This is a genomic window from Saccharothrix sp. NBAS 001 (assembly GCF_056640475.1).
In genome coordinates this window covers 9751691-9775282 of the sequence record NZ_CM153251.1, presented here as the reverse complement: position 1 = coordinate 9775282, position 23592 = coordinate 9751691, and the positions used below count along the sequence as shown (strand labels likewise).

Genomic DNA, 23592 nt, shown 5'->3' with positions numbered 1-23592 from the left:
CCGGAGATCAGGAACACGACGGGCGGACCGCGTTCACCAGCAGAACGCACTCCGGGGGCCGGGTGACGTCGCGGACGTCCGGCAGGCGCAGCAGGGCCGGTGGTCGGTCGCGACCGTCGCGGAACCTGGACAGGTCGATCCGCCCGGACGGGCCCTCGTAGCAGTTCCGGGCCGTGACCACCGGCTCCTCGCAGGCGGATTCGCGCAGTTCCTGGGCGACGGCCGCCCGGTGCGGCCCCTGCCCCGTGGTGTAGGCGGCCGTCGCGGCCTGGAGCAGGACGCCCGCGCTGTCGTAGCTCAGGCCGAGGCGTTCACCGACCCACACCAGCGGCTGCTCGCGGAGCACGGCTCCGAACTCGCGCCCCGCCGGCCCGTACACCTCGGCGCCCTCCAGCAGGTCCCGCAGGCCCAGGCACAGGGCGGTGGCCTGCCGGCCGTCCGACGGGACGCACGCGCGGTTGTCCAGGACGGTGGTCGGGCCGAGTGACACGTAGAGGATCGACTTGCCCCCGAACGTCGGCTTGTTGCGCTTGTCGCGCTGCGCGACGAAACGCGCCACGGTGTCGTCGCCCACGACCACCGGGGGATCGTCCGGGCACAGGTCGAGCGCCCGCTGCAGGAAGGTGTCGAAGTCGACCTGCCGGCCGGCGAAGAACGCCACCTGGTCCGACCCGCACACCGGGTCGACCCGCCCGATGTCGGTCCAGCGGTGGAACGCGCCCGGGTCGACCACCTTGGCCAACTCCGCGCCCAGCGACTCCAGGTACCCGTCGCCCTCGACCCGGGCCGGTTGGTAAACGGTGAGCTTGCGGCCCTCCCGGTCGGCGTAGCGCTTGACGATCGCGGCCTGCTGCCGGTTGTCCGGAACGACCTGGAAGTAGAGCGGGGAGCGGCGCGTCAACCCGGTGCCGGTGAGCGTCGTGGCCACCGCGGGGACGCCGAGGTTGCCGAGCATCGTGATGGCGTCCTCCACCGGGTCCACGGTGCGCCCCATGCCGACCGCGCCCATGATCGCCGTGTCCTGGACCAGCAGCGGCGTGAGCATGTCGACGAGCGTCCTGGCGTGGCGCATCTCGAACCCGGCGTTCGCGACGACGACCCGCAGCAGCGCGTTCGGGTGGTCGCTGCGCCGGTTGGCCTCGGCTTGCAGCAGCAGCAGGCCGGTCAGCTGCTCGATCGTCGAGTCGTCCCCGCCCAGTTGGCCCTCCGGCTTGGTGAACTCGCCGAAGTAGACGACGCTGACCAGCGGCCGGTTGCGGGACTCGTCCTTGAGCAGGCGGGCCGCGTCGTTCATCTCCAGCACTGCGCGCTGCGCCGAGAGCAGCCGGGGTTGTCCCCGAACAGGTGGCCGTCGCGGTCGCTGTAGCCGATGCACTCCGGCCCCGCCACGCCGTCCACCCACCGGGTGGCCACCCCGGCACCCGCGCCCGGCAGGCAACCCCCGGCCAGCCGGGGAACGGCCCACAGCCCCGCCGGGACGAGCAGGCTCGCGACCACCACGGCGAGCACGGTCCTCGTGACCGCTTCGCGGGCGGCCAGGGGTACCCGCGCCGGTCGCGGGTAGCCGATCCGGGACCAGGCGGTCTCGTCCTGGTCGCTCACCGGCTCGTCGTCGTCCGGCACGCGGACCACGACGAAGCGGGCGTCGCGGTGCAGGACGAAACGCCGCTCGGGGAGTCGTCCGCTCCACTGCGCGATCACCCTCGGCAGCCGGTGGACCGGTTCCACCACGCCCTCGCCGGCCCACCGCGACGGTACGTGGTCGGCCGTCGCGACCACGAGGACGGGATCCGGCTCGGTGGAGCGGTTGCGCACGTCGTTGACCAGTTGCAGCAGCTCCCAGCCGCCGTTCTGCCCGGTCACGCCTTGGAGGAGCACCAGTACGTACGCGGGGTGCCGCCAGCGCCGCAGACGCCACGTGCCCGTGCCGAACTCCCGCCGGAGGTCTTGGAGGAACGCGTGCACCAGGAGCAGCTTCACCTCCTCCCGCGCGTCCTCCCGCCGGCTCGCCCGCGCGAGCCACTCGGCGAACCCGATGAACGACCCGGAGTGGCGAGGGGTCAGGAAGGGTTGGCGCATGATCCACGAGCGCTCCCGCCCGAACCTGATCCACCACTGGTAGCGCAGCCGCCGCACCAGCGCGCCCGGCGAGAACTCGACACCGCCGGGCACCGTCACCCGGACCGGCGCGGCCGACTCCGCGGTGTTCGCGAGCCTGGCGCGGTGCCACGTCCTCAACAACGCCGTGATGGCGGCCCGCTCGTCGCGGGTGGTGCTCGACCGCACCGGCTGCCGGGCGATCCAGGCCAGGAGGCGCAACGTCGGGAAGCCCCTGATCCGCCGGCTCCCGAACCGGTCGCCGACCAGCTGCCCGCACAGCGCCTCCAGCACCGGGAGCAGCCCGGGTTCGAGCGCCGGGTCGCCGTCCGACCTCGACCTGGCGTCGGCCTCGCGCACCTCCCGGACGGCGCTGTCGACGTCGGCGGTCGCGTAGCGCACCTTGGGCGGCGCGACCGGTTTCAGGCGCGCGTCCAGCTCCCGGACCCACGCCGAAGCCCGCGGGCCGACCAGGCAGAGGAGCGGGAGCGCCCGCTCCCGGCTGTGGTGCCACCGCGTTTTCTCGCTGTCGTACGGCTGCTGGTCGAGGCGCGCGGCCCTGGGTCGATTCAGCAGCACCTGCAATTGTGTGAGAAGCGTGTCAAGCCCGCGAAAAACCACACCGTGCACGGCGCTCCCTATCACTGCTCGTCGCAAGAGGCGCTCGACAAGAGAGCCCACTCGACGGGTGGCGGACAGCCGGGTCGGTAACGTTGGCACCTCCGGGCAGCGCGAAGAACCCCTATCAGCACAACAGCCGAGCCGAACTCCGGCGATACCACCCGGTCGGACCCGGAGCATTCGACGGAGCGCGTTCGAAAACCGGCCGAAATCGGCCCGCGAGACCACCGATCAGCCGAAACCCACTACGAAGAGTCGCCGCCGGGCGGCCTCAAAAATTCGGGGAAACGTCCGTGGAACTACGGCAAAATACCCGCCCGCGACCGGCGGACGGGCATTCGCGGCCAACTCCGGCGGACAATGTCCAGGCCGGCGGAATCATCGGGAAATCTTCACTTCGGCAATCCGCACGGGGGCCGCGTTCCGACCGGGACGACGACGGGCGGCCGTCCGGGTGGACGGCCGCCCGCGGCGGTCTGGAAACCGGAGACCTAGAACGGTGACACGAAACCCGACGCCTTGAGGCCGGGGCCCGCGTTCAGGTCCGAGATCCGACGCCACTTCGAGTAGACGACCTGGTCGCTCACGTTGCCCTCGACCGTGCGCACGTGGGTCGCCCTCCGGCCGGTGGCGTCGTAGTTGACCTCGACCACGATGCCGACGTGCGCGACCATCGACGGGTAGTTGCCGTACACGACGGCGTCGCCCATCTCCACGTCGCGGTCGGCCAGCGGCTTCCAGCGGCCGTGCTCCTGGCCCCACTTCTGCCAGTACGTCGCCCAGTGGCCCTGGTCCACGCCCGGCGCGCCCTCGGCCGGGCGCATCGACGGGCGCTGCGGCACGCCGGCCTTGGTCCACGCCCAGTTCACGAACACGCCGCACCACTCCACCGGACGCCGGACGTCCGGGTCCACGTCCTGGTAGCGCTGCGGGTAGCCGTTGGGGCCGTTCTCCTTCGCGCCGATCTGGCTGAACGCGTAGTCCACGATCTCCAGCCGGATCCGCCACTCGTCGGGTGCGTGCTCCTGCTGCTGCGCCTGTGCCGGCACCGCGCTCAGCACCGGGCCCAGCACCAACGCGCCCACGGCGGCGAACACCGTCGCGGAGCGTCTGAGACGTTTGGCCATCCGTCCCCCCTCCCACTCGTGCCCGCAGCATATGCAACAGAAACCCCGGTGACGACGCAGTGAAGCGGAATCACCGGGGCCTGTTCACCGGCGCGCCGTTCACAGTTCCGCGAGGCGCTCCCGCAGCGTGTCCAACCCCATCGCGCCCATCTCCAGCGCGTTCTTGTGGAAGGTCTTCAGGTCGAACGCCGCGCCGTGCCGGGCGCGCGCCTCGTCCCGCGCCGCCAGCCACAGCCGCTCGCCGAGCTTGTAGGACGGGGCCTGGCCGGGCCAGCCCAGGTAGCGGTCGATCTCGTCGCGCACGTGCGCCGGGTCGGTGATGGTGCGGGTGAGCATGAACTCCAGGCCCAGCTCCGGGGTCCAGCGCTCGCCGTCGTGGAAGCCCGCGCCCTTCGGGATCTCCAGCTCCAGGTGCATGCCGATGTCGATGATCACCCGGGCCGCGCGGAACAGGTGCGCGTCGAGCATGCCGAGCAGGTCGCCGTCGTCTTCGAGGTAGCCCAGCTCGCGCATCAGCCGCTCGGCGTAGAGGGCCCAGCCCTCGCCGTGGCCGGACACCCAGCACATCATCCGCTGGAAGTTGTTCAGCCTCTCCGCCTGGTAGACGGCGGTGGCGACCTGGAGGTGGTGGCCGGGGACGCCCTCGTGGTAGACGGTGGTGACCTCGCGCCAGGTGGAGAACTCGGTCTTGTCCGCGGGCACCGACCACCACATCCGGCCGGGGCGGGAGAAGTCCGGGGTGGGGCCGGTGTAGTACGCGCCGACGCCGCCGCCGGGCGGCGCGATCCGGCACTCCAGCTTCATCAGCTCGTCGGGCAGTTCGAAGTGCACGTCGCGGACGTCGAGCAGGGCCTTGTCCGAGAGGTCCTGCATCCACGACCGCAGGCCGTCCTGGCCGTGCACCAGGTAGCGCGGGTTCGCGTCCAGCACGCCCGCGGCCTCGGCGAGCGTCGCGCCCGCCTTGATCCGGTTCGCGACCTGCTTCATCTCGGTCTCGATGCGGGTGAACTCGGCCCAGCCCCACTCGTAGGCCTCGGCCAGGTCCAGCCGCGCGCCGGTGAAGTAGCGCGACCACAGGCGGTAGACGTCCGCGCCGACGGCGTCCTTCTTCGGCGCTTTCGGCGCGAGGTCGTCGCGCAGGAACACGGCCAGGTCCGCGTACGCCTCGGCGGCGGCCTTGGCGCCCGCCTCCAGGTCGGTGCGCAGCGACGCGCCCACCTCGGCCTGCTCGACCAGCGTCGCGAAGTAGGACTTGCCGCCGGAGCGGCCGGCCCAGGTGTCGCACTGCTCGGCGACCTTGGCGACCTGGCGCAGCGCGGCGACCTTGCCCTTGTCGGCGGAGTGGGCCAGGCCCGCGCGCAGGTTCGCCACCGCCTCGGGCATGGCGGTGAGCCGCTTGGCGATGGTGGCCCAGTCCTCGGCGGTCGAGGTCGGCATCAGGTCGAACACCTCGCGCAGGCTCTGCACGGGGCCGGCGATGACGTTGAGCTCGCCCTCCCACAGGCCGGCCTGGTGGATCTCCAGGTCGAGGCCGATCCGCTCCAGGAACACGGACTTGGCGGCGACCTCGCCGGCGTCGGCGGGCTCGGCCGCGGTGATGTCGGCCAGGGCGCGTGCGGCGAGCGCCTCGCGGGCGGCGTGGCCCTCCGGCGAGTAGTCGGTCAGCCGGTCGTCGTAGCCGGGCGTGCCGATGAAGGTCGCGGTCAACGGGTCGGCCGCCGCGTAGTCGGCCACGAACTGGTTGCTGATGCCGTGCACGCCGGCCGGAGAGGTTGACATGGGCCGCACGTTACCTGTGGGTCAGGTACCTCCAACAGGTAATTAGCCAGGCTCACGACCGTGTCCGAACGGTCAACTTTTGACCCGGCCGGCAGGATGACCGGCGTGCCTCGGGCCTCAGCGCTCCTCCTCCCGGTGATCCTCCTCGCGATGTTCTCGCTGACGGGGTGCGTCCGGCTGCACGCCGCGATGGCGCTGTCGCAGGACGACCGCGTCTCGGGCGAGATCGTCGCCGCCACCCCGCCCACCCAGGACAACGACCCGGGACCGCAGCTCAAGGTGCCCGAGGACCTGGCCGGACGGGTGACCACCAAGCCGTACAAGGTGGACAACTACACCGGGACGCAGCTGTTCTTCAGCGCCCTCACCTTCGAGGAGGTGCGCACGCTGTCGATGGTGACCAGCGCGTCGTCCAGCCGCTACCAGCTCGCGTTCCGGCGGTCCGGCGACCTGGTCACGCTGTCCGGCTCGGTGGACCTCACCCAGGTGCCGATCGACCGCGCGGACATCCAGATCAAGATCAGCTTTCCGGGTGAGATCGTCGACACGAACGGGCGAGAAGAGGAGCCGACGACCATCGCGTGGGCCCCCAAACCGGGCCAGGCGTCGATGCTCACCGCCACGCTGCGCTACGCCGGGGAGAACTCGCCGTCCTACTTCGCGTGGACCATGCTGGTGGCCGGCCTGACCGGCGCGGCGGCGCTGATCGTGGTGGTCCTGGCGGTCGTCGCGCACCGCCGCAGCGTCGTGGCGTAGGACGTGGCGCAGGCCACTGTCACACCTGCGGGGCCCGTACCGTCCACCGGGTATGAGGATGAATCTCCCCGAGGTCGCGCCCGAGGTCTACCAGTCGCTGCTCCAGCTCGACGGCTACGCCCGTGAACACCTCGACCCGACGCTCGTCGAGCTGGTGAAGCTGCGGGCGTCCATGCTGAACAACTGCGCGTTCTGCGTCGACATGCACTCGACCGACGCGATGAAGGCGGGCGAGAACCCGCAGCGCCTGTTCGCCGTGTCGGTGTGGCGCGAGTCGCGGTTCTTCACCGAGACCGAGCGGGTCGCGCTGGAGTTCACCGACGCGGTGACCCGGCTCGGCGAGCACGGCGTGCCCGACGAGCTGTGGGAGAAGGTCACCGCGGCGTTCGACCAGAAGCAGATCGCCGCGCTGCTGGCCCAGCTCATCGCGATCAACGGGTTCAACCGGATCGCCGTGCCGCTGGACTCGGGCACCGAACGCCGGCTGCACCCCCGGCACTGAGCCGACGACGGTGGGCCGGTCAGGTCCGGGCGGGCACCAGGCCCAGCCGGCCCACCACCTCGCGGGTCGCCTTGGAGCGGTTGAACGTGTAGAAGTGCAGCCCCGGCACGCCTTCCGCGAGCAGCCGCTCCCCCATCGCGGTCACCAGGTCGACACCGGCCGACCGGAACGCCTTCGGGTCGTCGACCAGCGGTTCCAGCCGCCGGGCGACGGCCGTCGGCAGCGGCGCGCCGGACAGCTCCACGCACTTGGCCAGCGTGCGCGGCGTGGTCAGCGGCATCAGGCCGGGCAGCAGGTAGGTCTCGTGGCCGAGCGCGGCGACCCGGTCGCGCAGCCGCAGGAAGTGGTCGGTCTCCAGGAAGAGCTGCGCGATCGCGAAGTCCGCGCCCGCCCGCAGCTTGCCCACCAGGTGCCGGGTGTCGGTGTCCAGGTCGGCCGAGCGCGGGTGCCCGTACGGGAACGCGGCCACGCCCACGCAGAAGTCGCCCAGTTCGCGGCACAGCCGGACCAGTTCCTCGGCGTAGGTCAGGCCCTCCGGGTGGGCCACCCACTCGCCGTTGGGGTCGCCGGGCGGGTCGCCGCGCACCGCGAGGATGTTGCGCAGCCCGACCGCCGCGTACCAGCCGATCACGTTGCGCAGCTCGGCCACCGTGTGCTCCACGGCGGTGAGGTGCGCCATCGGCACCAGGGTCGTCTCCTGCACCACCCGGCCGGTGGTGCGGATCGTGCGGTCGCGGTTCGAGCCGCCGGCGCCGTAGGTGATCGACACGAAGGCCGGGTCGAGGGCTTCCAGCTCGCGGATGGCCCGCCAGAGGATCTGCTCGTCGGCGTCGTCCCGAGGCGGGAAGAACTCGACCGAGAACACCGGGTTGCCGCCGCTGAGGCGATCGACGACGGACGTCATGACCCCCAGCCTAGTGCGTGTGCCGGCCAGTGGGAGGGACTGTTCACTGGATGGGAGCAGGCCCCCGGTTGGCCGGCGGTCCGGGGCAGAGGTGACCATAAGAGGGTGCCGCCCCACCCGTTGGACCTGGAACTGCCCAAGCACGTCGACGCAGCTCTCGCAGGCTACCTCGCCGACCGCCGCGCCCTGGGCGAGCGGATGGAGGAGAACTTCACCGACGTGGTCGACGCGCTCGCGGACTTCGTGCTCGGCGGCGGCAAGCGGATACGGCCGACCTTCGCCTGGTGGGGCTGGCGGGCGGCGGGCGGCGACCCGGACGGCGAGCCGGCCGACGCGGTGCTCACGGCGGTCAGCTCGCTGGAGCTGATCCAGGCGTGCGCGCTGATCCACGACGACCTGATGGACGCTTCGGAAACCCGTCGCGGGATGCCCACCGTGCACGTCCGGTTCGCCCGCCGGCACCTCGCCGAGCGCTGGCTGGGCGAGCCCGCGCGGTTCGGCCTGGCCGCCTCGGTGCTGATCGGCGACGTGGCGCTGGCGTGGGCGGACGACATGCTGTTCGCGGCCGGCCTGCCCAACGACGCGTTGCAGCGGCTGAGCCTGCCGTGGCGGGACATGCGCACCGAGATGCTCGCGGGCCAGTACCTCGACGTGCTCACCCAGGCGCGCGGCGACGCCTCCCCCGACGCCGCGCTGCGCATCGACCGGCTCAAGACCGCCGCGTACACCGTGGAGCGCCCGCTGCACATGGGCGCCGCGATCGGCGACGCGTCGCCGGAGCTGGTGGCGGGCCTGCGGGCGTTCGGCACCGACATCGGCGTGGCCTTCCAGCTGCGCGACGACCTGCTGGGCGTGTTCGGCGACCCGGCGGTGACCGGCAAGCCCGCGGGCGACGACCTGCGCGAGGGCAAGCGGACCCTGCTGGCGGCGCTGGGCCTGGAGTTCGGCGCGGACGTGCTGCACGACGCGCTGGGCCGCCCCGACCTGGACGTCGAGACCGTGGACGTGGTGCGGGCCCGGCTGGTCGAGGTCGGCGCGGTGGCCGCGGTCGAGGACCGGATCGCCCGGCTCACCGAGTCGGCGCTGGCCGCGCTGTCCGACGCGCCGGTCGCCGAACCCGCCGGGGAGCGGCTCGCCGAACTCGCGATCAGCGCCACGAAACGGACCTACTGACCATGCGCACGGTCACCGGCCGCACCGACCACGTCGTCGTGGTCGGCGCGGGCTTGGCGGGCCTGTCCGCGACCCTGCACCTGCTCGGCGCGGGCCGCCGGGTCACCGTCGTGGAGCGCGACGAGCTGCCCGGCGGGCGGGCCGGGCGGCTGGACCTGGGCGGCTACCGGTTCGACACCGGGCCGACCGTGCTGACCATGCCGGAGCTGGTGGACGAGGCGCTGCACGCGGTCGGCGAGAGCCTGGCCGACCGGCTGGACCTGCGGCCCGTGGAGCCCGCCTACCGGGCGCGGTTCGCCGACGGCGACGTGCTCGACGTGCACGCCGACGGCGAGGCGATGGAAGCCGAGGTGCGGCGGTTCGCCGGTCCGGCGGAGGCGGCCGGGTACCGGGCGCTGCGGGCCTGGCTGACCGACCTGTACCGGGCCGAGAAGGACGCGTTCATCGGCGCGAACTTCGACTCGCCGATCGGGCTGCTCACGCCCCGGCTGGCGCGGCTGGCGGCGTTGCGCGGCTTCGCCCGGCTGGGCCCCTCGGTGGCGCGGTTCCTGAAGGACGAGCGGCTGCAACGGGTGTTCTCGTTCCAGTCGCTCTACGCGGGCGTGCCACCGCGCAAGGCGCTCGCCGCGTACGCGGTGATCGCGTACATGGACACCATCGCGGGCGTCTACTACCCGCGTGGCGGGATGCGCGCGCTGCCGGACGCGCTGGCCGACGCGGCCCGGGACGCGGGCGCGGACCTGCGCTACCGGACGAAGGTGGCGTGGCTGGAGCGGATCGGCGGCCGGGTCACGGCGGTGCGCACGACGCAGGGCGAGCGCATCCCGTGCGACGCGGTGGTGCTCACCCCGGACCTGCCGATGTCCTACCGGCTGCTGGGCCACCGGCCGCGCCGCCCGGTGCCGATCACGTGGTCGCCGTCGGCGGTCGTGCTGCACGCGGGCGTCGACCGGACGTGGCCGGAGCTGGCCCACCACACGTTGTTCTTCGGCCGCGCGTGGGACCGCACGTTCGACGAGCTGACCCGCCGGGGCACGCTGATGAGCGACCCGTCGCTGCTGGTCACCAGCCCGCCGGGGCGCGGCATGTTCGTGCTCGCGCCGACCCCGAACCTGCGGGTCGGCCCGGTCGACTGGGAGCGGGTCGGCCCGGCCTACCGGGACGAGGTGGTGCAGGTCCTGCAGGCCAGGGGGCTGACCGGGTTCGGCGACTCGATCGAGGTGGAGCGCCTGGTCACGCCCAGGGACTGGGCGGGCATGGGGCTGGCCGCCGGCACGCCGTTCTCGGCGGCGCACACGTTCGCCCAGACCGGCCCGTTCCGGCCGCGCAACCTGGTGCTGGACAACGCGGTGCTGGCCGGCTGCGGCACCACGCCGGGCGTGGGCGTGCCGCCGGTGCTGATCTCCGGCAGGCTCGCCGCCCAGCGGATCACCGGGGCCGCCGGCGCGGCGTGGCGGCGGCCGGCGGCCAGGCCGCGAGCGCACAGCCCGCGATGACCGGCGGGTGGCGGGCCGGCGGGCCGGCGGGCCGGCGACCCCGGCGGACGCGGTGCCGTCGGTGACTGCGTCGACCACCGCGACCAGCCCGAACGCCGGCGGGTAGCCGAGCGGCAGGGCCGGCTCGCCGACCGGCGCGGTCACCGGCCGTCCCGGGGTCGCGGTCAGGCGTTCCCGCACGGTCGGGTCGCGCGGTACCGGCGACGTAATTGAACGTGCGTTGAATTGCCATCCCGAGCGGTCGTCCCGGGAAGCGCCGACGCCCCGGCGAACCGGGCCGAACCGGAACGCGGTCCCGCCCGAACACCCTGCCGGGAAGGTGGTTCGGAGGTGTGCGCGGAACTCGCCCGAACGGGCGTTCTCGCACGTCGGAATACTCCATGTGGTCACTCGCTCGGGTGACACGCACGTGCGAGGATCCGTCGGGGTGTTACGACCCTGTCACGCGTGTCCGCCATAGCGTGCCGACGCGCGCTCGCGTTGTGCGACGATGTTGCCGCGATGGCCGCGACCCCGTCCCTACCCCGATCGAGCGCCGCACCTGTCGAGCCGGTGCGGTCCGGTGCTACCCAGGTTCCGGACCCCGGCGGGATCCCCGTGCGCACCATCCTGCTCGGGGTGGCGGGCGTCATGCTCGTCGCGCTGGGCGGCACCGGCGCGGGGGCGATCCTCAAGCGCGACCCGCTGCTCGCCGACACCACGCTGAGCTGGATCCGCTACGGCCACGGGCACGACCTGGCCACCGCCGTGCTCTACCTCGGGCTCGGCATGGTGATCTGGTCGTGGATCCGGCTCGGCCGGATGGTCCGCAACGGGCACGTCGGCAGCAGCGCCGTCCTCACCGCGATCGTGGTCTGGACGCTCCCGCTGCTGTTCGCGCCGCCGCTGTTCAGCAAGGACATCTACAGCTACCTCGCCCAGGGCCAGATCGCGCTCAACGGCCTGGACCCCTACCAGGTCGGCCCGGCGGTGCTGCAAAGCCCGCTGTCGGACAACGTGAGCTGGGTCTGGCAGAACACGCCCGCGCCTTACGGCCCGGTGTTCCTCGTGCTCGCCATGGGCGTCGTGTGGGCCACGAACGCGAGCGTCATCGGCGGCGTGGTGCTGATGCGGTTCGTGCTGGCGATCGGCCTGGCGCTGCTCTGCTGGGCGCTGCCGGGCCTGGCCCGGCACCTCGGCGGACGTCCCGCGATCGCGCTGTGGCTGGCCGCGGCGAACCCGCTGATGCTGGTGCACCTGATCGGCGGCGCGCACAACGACCTGCTGATGGTCGGCCTGATGGCCGCCGGCTGCCTGTTCGTGCTCGACGGCCGGCACGTGCTGGGCATCGCCGTGGTGACCCTGGCGTTCGCGGTGAAGGCCACCGCCGTCGTCGCGCTGCCGTTCCTGGTGCTGGTGTGGGCCCGCCGGCTGACCGGCACGCGGACCGCGCAGCTGGTCAAGGCGATGGCGGGCGGGGTGGCCACGTTCCTGCTGGTGTTCACCGCGACGACCCTGGTGTCCGGGCTGGACCTGGGCTGGATCCCGGCCCTCAGCTCGTCCTCCACGATCGTGAACTGGCTGTCGCTGCCCAGCGCCGTGGGTGACTTCGCCCACACCGTGGTGAACCTGGTCGTCCGGGTCGAACCGGGCGTGTTCATGACCGTCGCGCGCGGGCTCGGGTCGCTGCTGCTGCTCTACATCGCGTGGCGGCAGTGGCGGGCCGCCGACGACGGCGGGCCGGAGGCGATCCGCCGGGCGGCGATCCTGTCGCTGGCCGTGGCGCTGCTCTCGCCGGCCACGCTGCCCTGGTACTTCAGCTGGGCGCTGGTGCTCGGCGCGGGCCTGGCGTGGACCACGACGGGGCTGAAAGCCGCCGCGTTCTTCTCCACGTTCCTGCTGCTGGTGACCTTCCCCAACGGCGACACCGCGCTCTACTCGTGGGCCTACCTGGCGCTCACCGTCGCCGTCTCGGCGCTGGCGTGCGTGTCGCTGGTCAAACCCGACCCGTTGAAGCTGTCCAGCAGGTACACGTGACCGAACTGGCCCTGGCCTACGCCCGGTGCCGCGAGCTGAACGCACGGCACGGCCGCACGTTCTTCCTCGCCACCCGCCTGCTCCCGCCCGACCGGCGCCCCGCCGTGCACGCCCTGTACGGCTTCGCGCGGTGGGCCGACGAGATCGTGGACAGCGGCACGTCCACCGACCCGGCGGGCGAGCTGGCCGCGTTGGAGGCGCAGCTCGGCGACGAACTCGCCGGACGCCGCACCGGGCACCCGGTGCTGGCCGCGCTCGTGGACACCGTGCGACGCCACCGGATCGCCCCGGCGCTGTTCACCGACTTCCTGACGTCCATGCGGATGGACCTGCACACCACCGAGTACGCGACGCTGGCCGAACTCGGCCGGTACATGCGCGGGTCGGCCGAGGTGATCGGGCTGCAACTGCTGCCGGTCTTCGGCACCGTCGCGCCCCTGTCGCACGCCGAACCCGGCGCGGCGGCGTTGGGGCGCGCGTTCCAGCTCACGAACTTCCTGCGGGACGTGGGGGAAGATCTCGACCGCGGTCGCGTGTACCTGCCGCAGGACGTGTTAGCCGTCTACGACGTGAACCGGGAGCTGCTGGCGTGGTCACGGCGGACGGGCAAGCCGGACGAACGCATAAGGCGCGCCGTGCAGCACCTCACGGCCGTGGCGTACGCGACGTACCGGGAGGCGGAGGCCGCCGTGCCGTTGCTGCACCCGGTCGCACGGCCGTGCGTGCGCACGGCGCTGGTGCTCTACCGGGAGATCCTGGACGGGATCGTGCACGCCGACTACCACGTGCTGGACAAGCGCGTGGAGGTGTCGAACGCACGGCGGCTCGCGGTGGCCGTGCCGGGGCTGTCCCGGGCGGTGGCGGCCCGCGCGACGTCCGGACGGCTCCGCTGGAACCGCCCGGACGTGCCTGGTCGGAGTTAGTGGCCTGGTCGGAACACGCGTCAGAAGCCCATGGACTGGGCGCGTCGCTTCACCTCGCGACCGCGGTCTCCGCGCAGCGCCTCGATCGGCGTGCCGGGCAGCGTGTCGTCTTCGGTGAACAGCCAGCGAAGGATCTCATCGGTCGAGTAGCCGGAGTCGCGCAGCACCGTGATGGTGCCGGGCAGCCCCTTCACCACGCCTCCGGCGGCGAGGAACTGGGAGGGGACGACGAGGACACCGTTCCGGCGCTCCGCGAGCAACTGGCCGTCGCGCAGCAACTGGTGGACACGGGTGACCGGCAAACCAAGACGCTCGCCGACCTCGGGCAGGTCCAGGACCTCCAGGTCGGGAGCCAGCACATCCGCAGCGGCAGGAATCGCACTCACGTGCGTCACGATGCCACAACGCCGGGAGCAATGCCCTGCGCCAACCGGGTGGTGGCGATACACCCCCGGGTCGGTTCCCGGACACCCCCTGTTTCCGGGGACTTTGACACGGATCCCACACGCGGGCCGGGATGCTCCCAGCGCACGACACGGGTCGGCTCCACCCCACCGTACGATCCACGGCTGTGGAAAGGTCGGCGACGAATGTGATCGGCGGGCTGCTCGAACAACGCTACCGAGTGGGCGCCCTGGTGGCACGCGGCGGCATGTCCACCGTGTACCGGGGTGTCGACACGCGCTTGGAGCGCCCCGTGGCGATCAAGGTCATGGACCCCCGGTTCTCCTCGGACCCGCAGTTCGTCGCGCGGTTCGAGCGCGAGGCGCGCGCCGCCGCCGGGCTGCACCACCCCGGTGTCGTCGCGGTGCACGACCAGGGCGTGGACGAGGACCGGGTCTACCTGGTCATGGAGCTGGTCGAGGGTGGCACCCTGCGCGACCTGCTCAACGCGCGCGGCAAGCTCGACGTGCCGCTGGCGCTGACGGTGCTGGAGCGGGTCCTCTCGCCGCTGGCCGCCGCGCACCGGGCCGGGCTGGTGCACCGGGACGTGAAACCGGAGAACGTGCTCATCGGGCGCAACGGCGCGGTGAAGGTCGCGGACTTCGGGTTGGCGCGCGCGGTGTCCACACCGGCCATCACCAGCGACACCACGATCCTGGGCACGGTCGCCTACCTGTCCCCCGAACAGGTCACCAACGGCTCGGCGGACGCCCGCAGCGACGTGTACTCGGCCGGCGTGCTGCTCTACGAGATGTTGACCGGCGCGCCGCCTTACGTCGGCGACACGGCCATCTCGGTCGCCTACCGCCACGTGAACGAAGAGGTGCCGCCGGTCACCGGCGTGCCCGCCGAGGTCGCGGAGCTGGTCCGCCGGGCGACGCGCAAGGAGCCGTTCCTGCGGCCGGCGGACGCCGAGGCGTTCCTGTCCGAGGTGGAGACGGCCCGCGCGCAGCTCGGCCTGGCCGCCGTGGACGTGCCGACCGTGACGGCGGCGACCGCCGACGCGCCCGCTTCGGCCGAGCCCCGGACCGAACGGGTGCAGCCGGTGGGCGTCGGGGCCGTGGCGCACGCCGAGGCGACCGTGCCGGTGCGCCGGATCCCCCCGCCGGGCCCGCAGGGCACCCAGGCGCTGCCGCGCGGGCTGGACCCCACCCCGTCACCCGCCATGGGCGTTCCCGCGCCCTTAGGAGGGCAGCAGACGGCCGTTGTGCCCCGCACGCGACCCGTACGGCCGAAGCGACCCCCGAAGAAGAAGACGCCCGAGCAGCTCTACGAGGAGATGCGGGCCAAGAGCAAGAAGCAGTTCATCACCTGGATCAGCGTGGTGGTCGTCGCGGCGATCGTGATCGGCCTGGTCAGCTGGTGGCTGTCGATCGGGCGCGTGGAGACCGTGCCGGACGTCGTCGGCAAGGAGCAGGACGCGGCGGTCGCGATCCTGGAGAGCGCGCACCTGAAGTCGGCGGTGTCCACGGAGAACAGCGACAGCGTGCCCAGCGGCCAGGTGCTGCGCACCGACCCGGCCTCCGGCACCGAGGCGACCAGGGGCGACCTGGTGCGCGTGGTGGTCTCGCGCGGCAAGCCGGTGGTGCCGCCGATCGCGGCGGGCGTCGAGGTGGCGGCGGCGGAGAAGGAGATCGCCGCGCTCGGGCTGAAGTCCAAGGTCGGCCCCGAGGACGAGGCGTTCAGCGACCGGGTGCCCAAGGGCAAGGTCGTCACGACCAAGCCCGCGCCCGGGACGGCCGTGGAGATCGGCAGCACGGTCACCATCGTGGTGAGCAAGGGCGTGCAGCCCAAGCCGGTGCCGAACCTGAAGGGCAAGACCAAGGAAGAGGCGTTCGCGGAGCTGTCGGCGGCCGGTTTCGAGCCGGTGGAGGGCCCGGTGGAGCCGTCCGGCGAGGTGGACGGCGGCCGGGTGATCCGCACGAACCCGGCGGCGGGCACCACGCTCGGGGCGGACAAGCGGGTCACCGTGGTGATCGCGGCGGACCGGGGCGTGGCCGTGCCGAACGTCGAGGGCAAGAAGCTCAAGGAGGCGAAGGAGACGCTGGAGAAGGCGGGTCTCCAGGTCGAGGTGCAGTTCAACAACCGCGAGCGGGCGACGGTGGTCAACCAGTCGATCCGCCCCGGCGAGCGGGTGCCGAAGGGCACCAAGATCACGATCATCGCGGTCTGACCCGGCGGTGGCAGACTCGGTCCGGTGATCGACGACGACGCGAAGGCGCACCTGCACGCCGACCTGTGCGAGGTGCGCCAAGCGGTGCTCTCGAAGCTCGACGGGCTGTCCGAGTACGACGTCCGCCGCCCGCTGACCCCGACCGGCACCAACCTGCTCGGCCTGGTCAAGCACCTGGCGACCGCCGAAGCCCGGTACCTGGGCGAGGTCTTCGGCCGGCCGTTCCCCGAACCGCTGCCCCGCTGGGACGACCGGGCCGCCCGCCACGCCGACCTGTGGGCGGCCGGGCACGAGACCCGCGCCGGGATCGTCGCCCGCTACCTGCGGGCGGCCGAGCACTCCGCCGCCACGGTCGACGCGCTGGACCTCGACTCCCCCGGGCACGTGCCGTGGTGGCCGCGCCCGGACGTGACGCTGTTCGGCGTCCTGGTCCAGCTGCTCGCCGAGACCCACCGGCACGCCGGGCACGCCGACATCCTGCGCGAGCAGCTCGACGGCGCGGTGGGCGTCACGGGTGCCGAGCCGGTCGCGGACGCGGCCTACTGGGCGGCCCGGAACGCGGACATCGACCGTGCCGCCAAGGCCGCCGCGACCTGACCCGGACGCGCCCGTGCCCCGGCGGTCCGGGACGAGGTCCTCTGGTCCGCCGGGGCACGGGGTCCGCTCAGGTCAGCTGCGGAGCATCTCCGCGACCAGGAAGGCCAGTTCCAGCGACTGCTGGGTGTTCAGCCTCGGGTCGCAGGCGGTCTCGTAGCGGCCCGCCAGGTCGGTGTCGGAGATCTCCTGGGCGCCGCCCAGGCACTCGGTGACGTCCTCGCCGGTCAGCTCGATGTGGATGCCGCCGGGGTGCGTGCCGAGCCGGCGGTGCACCTCGAAGAAGCCCTGCACCTCGTCCACGATCCGGTCGAAGTGCCGGGTCTTGTAGCCGGTGGACGACTCGTGGGTGTTGCCGTGCATCGGGTCGCACTGCCAGATGACCTGGTGGCCCGACGCGGTGACCTTCTCCACGATGGCGGGCAGCACGTCGCGCACCTTGCCGTTGCCCATGCGGCTGATCAGGGTCAGCCGGCCGGCCTCGTTGCGCGGGTCGAGCCGCTCGACGTACTCGACCGCCAGCTCCGGCGAGGTCGACGGGCCGATCTTGAGGCCGATCGGGTTGGCCAGCAGCTCGGCGAACGCGATGTGCGCGCCGTCGAGCTGGCGGGTGCGCTCGCCGATCCACAGGAAGTGCGAGGACAGGTTGTACAGCTTGGCCTGGTCGCTGTTGGTGTCCAGGCGCAGCAGCGCGCGCTCGTAGTCCAGCAGCAGCGCCTCGTGCGAGGCGAAGATCTCCGTGGTGTGCAGCGAGCTGTCGTCCACGCCGCACGCCGACATGAACCGCAGGCCGCGGTCGATCTCGGCGGCCAGCGCCTCGTACCGCTCGCCGGCGGGCGAGGTGCGGACGAAGTCCTTGTTCCACTCGTGCAGCCGGTGCAGGTCGGCCATGCCCGCCGTGGTCATCGCCCGCAGCAGGTTCATCGCCGCGCCCGCGTTCGCGTACGCCCGGATCATCCGCGACGGGTCCGGCACGCGCGCCTCGGGCGTCGTGACCAGCGAGTTGACGATGTCGCCCCGGTAGGACGGCAGGCCGAGCGCGTCGATGTTGGACGAGCGCGGCTTGGCGTACTGGCCGGCGATGCGGCCGATCTTCACCACCGGCAGGCTCGCGCCGTAGGTCAGCACCACGGCCATCTGGAGCAGGGTGCGCACGTTGGCGCGGATGTGGGGCTCGGTGTTGTCCGCGAACGTCTCGGCGCAGTCACCGCCCTGGAGGAGGAACGCCTCGCCGCGGGCCACCTCGGCGAGGTTGCCGCGCAGCCGGTCGATCTCGGCGGGCACGGTGATCGGCGGGACGCTTTCCAGCACCGCGCGCACCCGGCGCACCTGCTCGGCATCCGGCCATTCGGGCTGCTGGGCCGCGGGGCGGCTCAGCGCGTCGTCCAGTCGGTTGCGAAGCTCGGGCGGGAGGGGCGGGAGCTCGGGAAGCGTGTCCACGGGCACGTCCACGGTCCAGTTCACGTGTTAAGGGTAGGCGGTCCACGCTGAGAGACGGGCATGGGATGGCCTGTCCATGATGTGAGTCATGTCCGCCGCCCGTTCGGGTGACAGATCACCCGATGACGTGGCAGCGGATCGGCTGCTGCCGACGGCGGTGGAGAACCCCCGGGCGGGCCTTGCCGACCGGGACCCGGGCGTGCACCGGACGTGGCCGACGCGCGCCGGCAGGTCCTGCGGGAACCCGCACCGGCGGGCACCCGCCACGTGGTCGGGCACGGCTGCCGAGCCGGGTGCGGAGACGGGAACGGGCGCTTCCGGGCGGGTCGAGGGTCCGTCCGGAAGCGCCCGAAGGCCGCGCGGTGCGCCCGCGACGGACCGGCGGGGCCGGTGCGCCGCGGGGCGACCGGTCGACCTAGCCGAAGAAGACCTCGGCCTCGGCGTAGCGCTCCAGCGGCACGGTCTTCAGCTCCGCCGTCGCCTCCGCCAGCTTCACCCGCACGATGTCGGTGCCGCGCAGCGCCACCATCACGCCGAAGTCGCCTTCGGCCACCGCGTCCACCGCGTGCAGGCCGAACCTGGTCGCGAGCACCCGGTCGTAGGCGGTCGGGATGCCGCCGCGCTGGGTGTGCCCGAGCACGACCGCGCGGGACTCCTTGCCGGTGCGCTCGGCGATCTCCTCGGCCAGCCAGGTGCCGACGCCGCCCAGCCGGACGTGGCCGAACGCGTCCTTCTCACCGGAGTGCAGCACCTCGGCACCGCCCTCGGGCACCGCGCCCTCGGCGACGACGATGATCGGCGCGTACTGCCGCTCGAACCGCCGCTCCACCCACTCGACGACCTTCTCCACGCTGAACGGCCGCTCCGGCACCAGGATCACGTTCGCGCCGCCCGCGAGGCCGGAGTGCAGCGCGATCCAGCCCGCGTGCCGGCCCATGACCTCGACCACCAGCGCGCGGTGGTGGGACTCGGCGGTGGTGCGCAGCCTGTCGATGGACTCGGTCGCGATGTGCACCGCGGTGTCGAAGCCGAACGTGTAGTCGGTCGCGCCCAGGTCGTTGTCGATGGTCTTCGGCACGCCGACCACGCCGATGCCGTCGTCGGTCAGCCGCTTCGCGACACCCAGGGTGTCCTCGCCGCCGATCGCGATCAGCGCGTCGACGCCCTCGGCGGCGAGCACCTCGCGGATCCGGTCGACGCCGCCCTCGATCTTGTACGGGTTGGTGCGCGACGAGCCCAGGATCGTGCCGCCCCGGGTGAGGATGTCCTCGACGTCACCGAGGCCGATCGGCTTGGTGAGCCCTTCGATCGGCCCCTGCCAGCCGTTGCGGAAACCCACGATCTCCCAGCCGTGGGCTTCGACGCCCTTGCGGACCACGGCGCGGATGACCGCGTTCAGGCCGGGGCAGTCACCACCGCCGGTGAGCACACCAATACGCATCTGCTTAGCCAATCTCTTCGTGGCGTGGGTCACCCAAGACTGTCACGAACTGGATCGGTGCAGCAAGGAGGGGTCCCACCTAGCGGACGGCGAATCCGCGCCGGTGCCGCTCGGCCTCGATCACCTGCCAGCGGGCCAGGTTGTGCCGCGCGTCGGCGAGCGCGTCGTGCGCGTCGGCGGGCGGGGCGGGCAGCTTGGGCTTGCCCACGTCCTCCCAGCGCTGCCGCAGGTCGCGGGTGAACCGGGGCAGGCAGCGGGGCAGCGCGGGCATCGGGCCCCACAGCTGGGCCAGCGCCACGTGGTCGTAGGCGGCGAACCACGCCCACAGCTCGACGTCGTCCCGGTTGGCCTTGGCCCCGCCGAGGAACTCCAGCAGGTCGCGGCGGATCCGCTCGCGCCCGCGCCACGCCCGGTCGGCGGGTGGCGGGAGCTGGTTGAGCACGTTCGCCCGCACCCACGGACCGGCCTTCTCCGGGTCGAACTCGGTCGACACGGCGTAGAACTCGCGGCCTTCCTCGTCGACCACCCCGATGGAGACGAGGTCGATCGTCACCCCGTCTTCGATGAACTCACAGTCGTAGAAGAACCGCACCGCGCCCACCTTAAGGTGCGGTTCACCCGGCCTTCGTGCCGGGCAGCCGGTCGACGTCCTTCGCCGCGGGCTTGGGGTCCTGCTCCTCCTTGGCCTTGGCCGCGTAGACGTCCACGTACTCCTGGCCGGACAGCTCCATCAGGGCGTACATGATCTCGTCGGTGATCGACCGCAGCACGAACCGGTCGCCGGAGAGCCCCTCGTACCGGGAGAAGTCCAGCGGCTTGCCGATCTTGATCCGGATCGGGTACGGCCGCCACATCTTCGAGCCGATGGGGTTGGCCTTGTCGGTGCCGAACATGGCGACCGGGATGACCGGCGCGCCGGACTCCAGGGCGATCCACGCGACGCCGACCTTGCCCTTGTAGAGCCGCCCGTCGGGCGAACGGGTGCCCTCGGGGTAGATGCCGAGCAGCTTGCCCTCGCGGACGATCCGCACGCCGGTGTCCAGCGCGCCCTGCGCGGCCGACGCCGAGGACCGGTCGATCGGCACCTGGCCGACGCCGGAGAAGAACCAGCGCTGGAACGCGCCCTTGAGGCCCTTGCCGGTGAAGTACTCGATCTTCGCCGGGAACGTGACCCGCCGGGACAGCTTCAGCGGCAGGAAGAACGAGTCGGAGACGGCGAGGTGGTTGGACGCCAGGATCGCGCCGCCCTCCTTGGGGATGTTCTCCGCGCCCTCGATGATCCGGGGGCGGAAGAACAGCTTCAGGAGCGGCCCGAGAAAGATGTGTTTCATCAACCAGTAGAGCACTGCCGGCAGCGCCTCCTCGACGTGCTTGATCCCCGCGGGCCAGCCTACGGAGCCGACCGCACCAGGCACAACGAACGGCCGGGTGCGGCCGGTACGGTCGCAAGTCCCACCGACCGCCGTAATCCGCAACACAACGGCCTCGTGGGACGATGAAGTCTGGCAGAGGGTTCGCCTTCACGACCGGAGGGTTGGGGCACGCCGATGAACTCCCGACGCGACTCGACGGACGGCCCGGAGGACGTGGACGCGACCTTCGCCGAGATCGTGGCCGGTCTGGAACGCGAAGGCGTCGGCACGACGTGGCCCGACGACGACGTCCAGGACGACGAGGCCGAACCCGCGGAGCCCGCCCGCCCGGAAGGCCGGCCGGCGGTGGCGACGGCCGACGACGACCCGGACCACGACGACCCGGACGACCACTTCGTCCCCCCGGACCCGCCCCCGCTGCCCGCCCTGCGCGCGGGCACGATCGCGGCCCTGCTGCTGATCCTGCTCGGCGTGGTCCTGCTGCTGTTCCCGGGCCTGTTCGGGCTGGCCCCGAAGATCGGCACCCCGCTGGCGCTGGTCGTGCTGTGCTCGGGTGCCGGCTGGCTGGTCCTGCGCATCCGCAACGGCCCGCCACCCGACTCGGGCTGGGACGACGGCGCGGTCCTGTAGCGCGGCCCTGCGACACGTTCCGCGCTCTGCGCGCTGCCCGACTGCGTCATTCGACTGCCGCTGCCCGGTCCGGCTTCTCGACCCGGCTGCCCTGTCCGGCTCGCCCTGTCCGGCTCGCCCTGCCCAGCTTGCCCAGCCCGGCTGCGCGACCCGGCTTGCCCAGCCCAGCTTGCACAGCCCGGCTGCCCGATCCGGCTGTCCCGTCCGGGCGGTCGATTCGGCTGTTCGGGCGACGTCGTCGGCCCGGTCGTCGGGCGGCTGAGAGCACGGCCGTCAGACCTCAGCTTCACGGCCCGGCACTGTCGTACCCGTGTGTTTGACTGAAAGCAGGGGTCCCCCTGGGCGGGGACGCCTGCGAAAGCACGGCCGGCCGACGCGAGCGGTCCCGAGCAAGCGACCCGGAGCGAGCGGCCCTTATCGAGTGGCCCGGAGCGAGCGCCCCGAGCGAGCCGCCGGAGCACGCAGTCCGGAGCACGCAGTCCGGAGCACGCAGTCCGGAGCACGCGGTCCGGCGCAAGCCTCAAGGCGCGAGCGCACGGCGCAAAGCCGCGCGACGCAAGCGCCCGGCGCAAGCCGCACGGAGCGGGCGATCTAGAGCAAACGGTCCGGGAGCGAGCGGTCCGGACCGAGCCGCCGAGCAAGCCGCCCTGAGCAAGCCGCCTCTGGCAAGCCGCACGGGGCAAGCACCCGACGTGATCGGCCCGATCCTGCTAGCGGCGGCCGTTGCGGGTCGGGCGGGGGACGGTCAGGTCCCGGGCGAGGGTGGCCACGCCGACGATGCCCGCGTCGTCGCCCAGCTGGGCGGTGCGGATGCGGGCCAGGGGGCGGTGGCCCGCGCCGGTGACCACGGACGCGTAGCGCTCGCGGGCCTCGTCCAGGAACAGCGGCGCGGATTCCGAGACACCGCCGCCGATCACCACGACCTCCGGGTCGTACACGTCCGCCACCAGCGCCAGCCCCTCCCCCAGCCAACGGGCCAGGTCGGTCATCGCGCGCTTCGCCAGCGGGTCGCCGTCGCGGGCCGCGGCGGCGATGCGACGCCCGGTCACCGCGCGCGAATCGCCCAGCGCCTCGCGCGCCAGCGGCGTCGACAACCCGGGGTGCCGGGCCAGCAGTTCGACCGCGGTCGTGGTCAGGGCCGTGCCGCTGCAATAACGCTCCCAGCAGCCGTGCTTCCCGCACGGGCACGGCCGCCCGTCGGGCACCAGCCGCAGGTGGCCGAGTTCCGGCGCGACGCCGTGCGCGCCCCGGAAGACCTTGCCGTCGATCAGCAGGGCACCGCCGATCCCGGTGCCGAGCGCCACCAGCACCGCGATCCCCGCGCCGCGCGCCGCGCCGAACCGGTGCTCGGCGAGGGCGGCGGCGTTGGCGTCGTGCTCCAGCACCACGGGCAGCCCTACGCGCGCGGCGATGCGGTCGGCGACCGGGGCCTGCCGCCACGCCAGGTGCGGCGCGAACCGGACGGTCCGCCGGTCCGGCGCGACGAAGCCCGCCACCGCGAGCCCGACGGCGGCCACCCGGTGCCGGGACGCCACCTCGGCCACGGCCGCGCCGATCGCCTCCTCCAGCGCGTCCTCGTCGGACGGGGTGGCGGCGCGGGCGGTGTCCAGGACGGCCCCGTCGGCGTCGACCACGCCGACCCGCACGCTGGTCCCGCCGACGTCGACGCCGACGGTCAGCACTGCGTCCGCCGCACCACCGGGATGTGCTGCACGCGGGGTCTGCGCTCCTCCTCGGCGTCCTCGGCGTTCTCGGCGTTCTCGGCGTCCTCGGCGTCCTCGGCGTCCTCGGCGTTCTCGGCGTTCTCGGCGTTCTCGGCGTTCTCGGCGTTCTCGGCGTTCTCGGGGCGCTCGACGTCCGGGGCGGGCTCGGCCAGCGCGGCGCGCAGCACCGCGAGCAGGCCGGCGACGTGCTCGGCGGCGCGGGCGGCGAGTTCCGAGCGGTCGCCGCGGACCAGCGCCACCGCGTTGCACAGCGGGCACCAGCCGCAGGTGCGCTCGTCGTGCTCGCCGGCGGCGAGCTTGTTCAGCCACGGCTGCGCGCGTTCGGAGGCGGCGTCGAGCAGCAGCCGCAGTTCCTCGGCGAGTTTCGCGTCCACGTTCC

The 23592-nt window shown here is 72.7% G+C and carries 21 protein-coding genes; 9 read left to right on the top strand and 12 right to left on the bottom strand.

Annotated features, from left to right (window positions below; all coding sequences use genetic code 11):
* Nucleotides 1-7: 7 nt before the first annotated feature.
* The 4 genes from AC0HI0_RS44315 to AC0HI0_RS44300 all read right to left on the bottom strand — a co-directional run bounded on the left by AC0HI0_RS44315 (nucleotide 8) and on the right by AC0HI0_RS44300 (nucleotide 5624).
* Nucleotides 8-1294 carry a hypothetical protein gene (locus tag AC0HI0_RS44315; protein WP_480929444.1) on the bottom strand — a complete coding sequence of 429 codons (1287 nt, stop codon included), beginning with the start codon at nucleotides 1292-1294 and terminating at the stop codon, nucleotides 8-10.
* Nucleotides 1291-2676, bottom strand: coding sequence for a hypothetical protein (locus AC0HI0_RS44310; RefSeq protein ID WP_480929443.1), 1386 nt, complete (start codon nucleotides 2674-2676; stop codon nucleotides 1291-1293). The genes AC0HI0_RS44315 and AC0HI0_RS44310 overlap by 4 nt, the downstream gene beginning before the upstream one ends.
* Before the next feature lie 533 nt (nucleotides 2677-3209).
* Nucleotides 3210-3845, bottom strand: a complete 636-nt coding sequence (locus tag AC0HI0_RS44305; RefSeq protein WP_480929442.1) for a CHAP domain-containing protein — start codon at nucleotides 3843-3845, stop codon at nucleotides 3210-3212.
* Nucleotides 3846-3944: 99 nt separating this feature from the next.
* On the bottom strand, nucleotides 3945-5624 hold the full coding sequence (locus tag AC0HI0_RS44300) for a DUF885 domain-containing protein (RefSeq protein WP_480929441.1): 1680 nt from the start codon (nucleotides 5622-5624) through the stop codon (nucleotides 3945-3947).
* A 150-nt stretch (nucleotides 5625-5774) separates the two neighbouring features.
* Between AC0HI0_RS44300 and AC0HI0_RS44295 the strand changes: the two genes are divergently transcribed.
* Both AC0HI0_RS44295 and AC0HI0_RS44290 read left to right on the top strand, forming a co-directional pair.
* Nucleotides 5775-6380, top strand: a complete 606-nt coding sequence (locus AC0HI0_RS44295; protein WP_480929440.1) for an LppM family (lipo)protein — start codon at nucleotides 5775-5777, stop codon at nucleotides 6378-6380.
* Nucleotides 6381-6432: 52 nt separating this feature from the next.
* Entirely contained in the window at nucleotides 6433-6882 is a 450-nt protein-coding gene (locus AC0HI0_RS44290) for a carboxymuconolactone decarboxylase family protein (protein ID WP_480929439.1), read from the top strand.
* 19 nt (nucleotides 6883-6901) lie between these two features.
* On the opposite strand, the gene AC0HI0_RS44285 is transcribed toward AC0HI0_RS44290, so the two are convergent.
* A complete protein-coding gene (locus tag AC0HI0_RS44285) occupies nucleotides 6902-7786 on the bottom strand; it encodes a methylenetetrahydrofolate reductase (protein WP_480929438.1) in 885 nt (294 codons plus the stop codon).
* A gap of 105 nt (nucleotides 7787-7891) precedes the next feature.
* Between AC0HI0_RS44285 and AC0HI0_RS44280 the strand changes: the two genes are divergently transcribed.
* The 4 genes from AC0HI0_RS44280 (at nucleotide 7892) to AC0HI0_RS44265 (ending at nucleotide 13394) form a co-directional block, all read left to right on the top strand.
* The gene (locus AC0HI0_RS44280; protein ID WP_480929437.1) at nucleotides 7892-8959 is read left to right on the top strand and encodes a polyprenyl synthetase family protein; all 1068 of its coding nucleotides are present in this window, start codon (nucleotides 7892-7894) and stop codon (nucleotides 8957-8959) included.
* A 2-nt stretch (nucleotides 8960-8961) separates the two neighbouring features.
* Complete coding sequence (gene crtI / locus AC0HI0_RS44275) at nucleotides 8962-10455, top strand: phytoene desaturase family protein (RefSeq protein ID WP_480929436.1); 1494 nt, start codon at nucleotides 8962-8964, stop codon at nucleotides 10453-10455.
* A 597-nt stretch (nucleotides 10456-11052) separates the two neighbouring features.
* Nucleotides 11053-12471, top strand: coding sequence for a polyprenol phosphomannose-dependent alpha 1,6 mannosyltransferase MptB (mptB, locus tag AC0HI0_RS44270; protein WP_480929435.1), 1419 nt, complete (start codon nucleotides 11053-11055; stop codon nucleotides 12469-12471).
* A complete protein-coding gene (locus AC0HI0_RS44265; RefSeq protein WP_480929434.1) occupies nucleotides 12468-13394 on the top strand; it encodes a phytoene/squalene synthase family protein in 927 nt (308 codons plus the stop codon). Before mptB ends, AC0HI0_RS44265 begins: the two co-directional genes overlap by 4 nt.
* A 20-nt stretch (nucleotides 13395-13414) precedes the next feature.
* Here AC0HI0_RS44265 and AC0HI0_RS44260 read toward each other — a convergent pair whose 3' ends face one another.
* Entirely contained in the window at nucleotides 13415-13780 is a 366-nt protein-coding gene (locus AC0HI0_RS44260; RefSeq protein ID WP_197540245.1) for an Rv2175c family DNA-binding protein, read from the bottom strand.
* A gap of 185 nt (nucleotides 13781-13965) precedes the next feature.
* Here AC0HI0_RS44260 and pknB point away from each other — a divergent pair, with 185 nt between their 5' ends.
* Together pknB and AC0HI0_RS44250 are read left to right on the top strand one after the other, a co-directional pair.
* Nucleotides 13966-16011, top strand: coding sequence for a Stk1 family PASTA domain-containing Ser/Thr kinase (gene pknB, locus AC0HI0_RS44255; protein WP_480929433.1), 2046 nt, complete (start codon nucleotides 13966-13968; stop codon nucleotides 16009-16011).
* 24 nt (nucleotides 16012-16035) lie between these two features.
* A complete protein-coding gene (locus AC0HI0_RS44250; protein WP_480929432.1) occupies nucleotides 16036-16608 on the top strand; it encodes a DinB family protein in 573 nt (190 codons plus the stop codon).
* Nucleotides 16609-16680: 72 nt separating this feature from the next.
* Here the strand turns inward: AC0HI0_RS44250 and AC0HI0_RS44245 are convergent, their stop codons facing one another.
* The 4 genes from AC0HI0_RS44245 to AC0HI0_RS44230 form a co-directional block, all read right to left on the bottom strand.
* Nucleotides 16681-18069, bottom strand: a complete 1389-nt coding sequence (locus AC0HI0_RS44245; RefSeq protein WP_480929431.1) for a class II 3-deoxy-7-phosphoheptulonate synthase — start codon at nucleotides 18067-18069, stop codon at nucleotides 16681-16683.
* A 391-nt stretch (nucleotides 18070-18460) separates the two neighbouring features.
* Complete coding sequence (locus AC0HI0_RS44240; protein WP_480929430.1) at nucleotides 18461-19486, bottom strand: 6-phosphofructokinase; 1026 nt, start codon at nucleotides 19484-19486, stop codon at nucleotides 18461-18463.
* Between the two features lie 79 nt (nucleotides 19487-19565).
* A complete protein-coding gene (locus tag AC0HI0_RS44235) occupies nucleotides 19566-20078 on the bottom strand; it encodes a polyadenylate-specific 3'-exoribonuclease AS (protein WP_480929429.1) in 513 nt (170 codons plus the stop codon).
* Between the two features lie 22 nt (nucleotides 20079-20100).
* On the bottom strand, nucleotides 20101-20832 hold the full coding sequence (locus AC0HI0_RS44230; protein ID WP_480929428.1) for a lysophospholipid acyltransferase family protein: 732 nt from the start codon (nucleotides 20830-20832) through the stop codon (nucleotides 20101-20103).
* A 201-nt stretch (nucleotides 20833-21033) separates the two neighbouring features.
* Here AC0HI0_RS44230 and AC0HI0_RS44225 point away from each other — a divergent pair, with 201 nt between their 5' ends.
* Entirely contained in the window at nucleotides 21034-21489 is a 456-nt protein-coding gene (locus AC0HI0_RS44225; protein WP_480929427.1) for a hypothetical protein, read from the top strand.
* Nucleotides 21490-22199: 710 nt separating this feature from the next.
* On the opposite strand, the gene AC0HI0_RS44220 is transcribed toward AC0HI0_RS44225, so the two are convergent.
* Together AC0HI0_RS44220 and AC0HI0_RS44215 are read right to left on the bottom strand one after the other, a co-directional pair.
* A complete protein-coding gene (locus AC0HI0_RS44220) occupies nucleotides 22200-23171 on the bottom strand; it encodes an ROK family glucokinase (protein ID WP_480929426.1) in 972 nt (323 codons plus the stop codon).
* The gene (locus tag AC0HI0_RS44215; RefSeq protein WP_480929425.1) at nucleotides 23165-23587 is read right to left on the bottom strand and encodes a hypothetical protein; all 423 of its coding nucleotides are present in this window, start codon (nucleotides 23585-23587) and stop codon (nucleotides 23165-23167) included. Before AC0HI0_RS44215 ends, AC0HI0_RS44220 begins: the two co-directional genes overlap by 7 nt.
* Between the last annotated feature and the right edge of the window lie 5 nt (nucleotides 23588-23592).

Coding starts and splice junctions, on each gene's coding strand:
- AC0HI0_RS44225 (WP_480929427.1), top strand. CDS start 21,034: ATGAACTCCCGACGCGACTCGACGGACGGCCCGGAGGACGTGGACGCG.
- AC0HI0_RS44290 (WP_480929439.1), top strand. CDS start 6,433: ATGAGGATGAATCTCCCCGAGGTCGCGCCCGAGGTCTACCAGTCGCTG.
- AC0HI0_RS44315 (WP_480929444.1), bottom strand. CDS start 1,294: ATGAACGACGCGGCCCGCCTGCTCAAGGACGAGTCCCGCAACCGGCCG.
- AC0HI0_RS44300 (WP_480929441.1), bottom strand. CDS start 5,624: ATGTCAACCTCTCCGGCCGGCGTGCACGGCATCAGCAACCAGTTCGTG.
- AC0HI0_RS44295 (WP_480929440.1), top strand. CDS start 5,775: ATGTTCTCGCTGACGGGGTGCGTCCGGCTGCACGCCGCGATGGCGCTG.
- AC0HI0_RS44305 (WP_480929442.1), bottom strand. CDS start 3,845: ATGGCCAAACGTCTCAGACGCTCCGCGACGGTGTTCGCCGCCGTGGGC.
- crtI (WP_480929436.1), top strand. CDS start 8,962: ATGCGCACGGTCACCGGCCGCACCGACCACGTCGTCGTGGTCGGCGCG.
- AC0HI0_RS44285 (WP_480929438.1), bottom strand. CDS start 7,786: ATGACGTCCGTCGTCGATCGCCTCAGCGGCGGCAACCCGGTGTTCTCG.
- AC0HI0_RS44240 (WP_480929430.1), bottom strand. CDS start 19,486: ATGCGTATTGGTGTGCTCACCGGCGGTGGTGACTGCCCCGGCCTGAAC.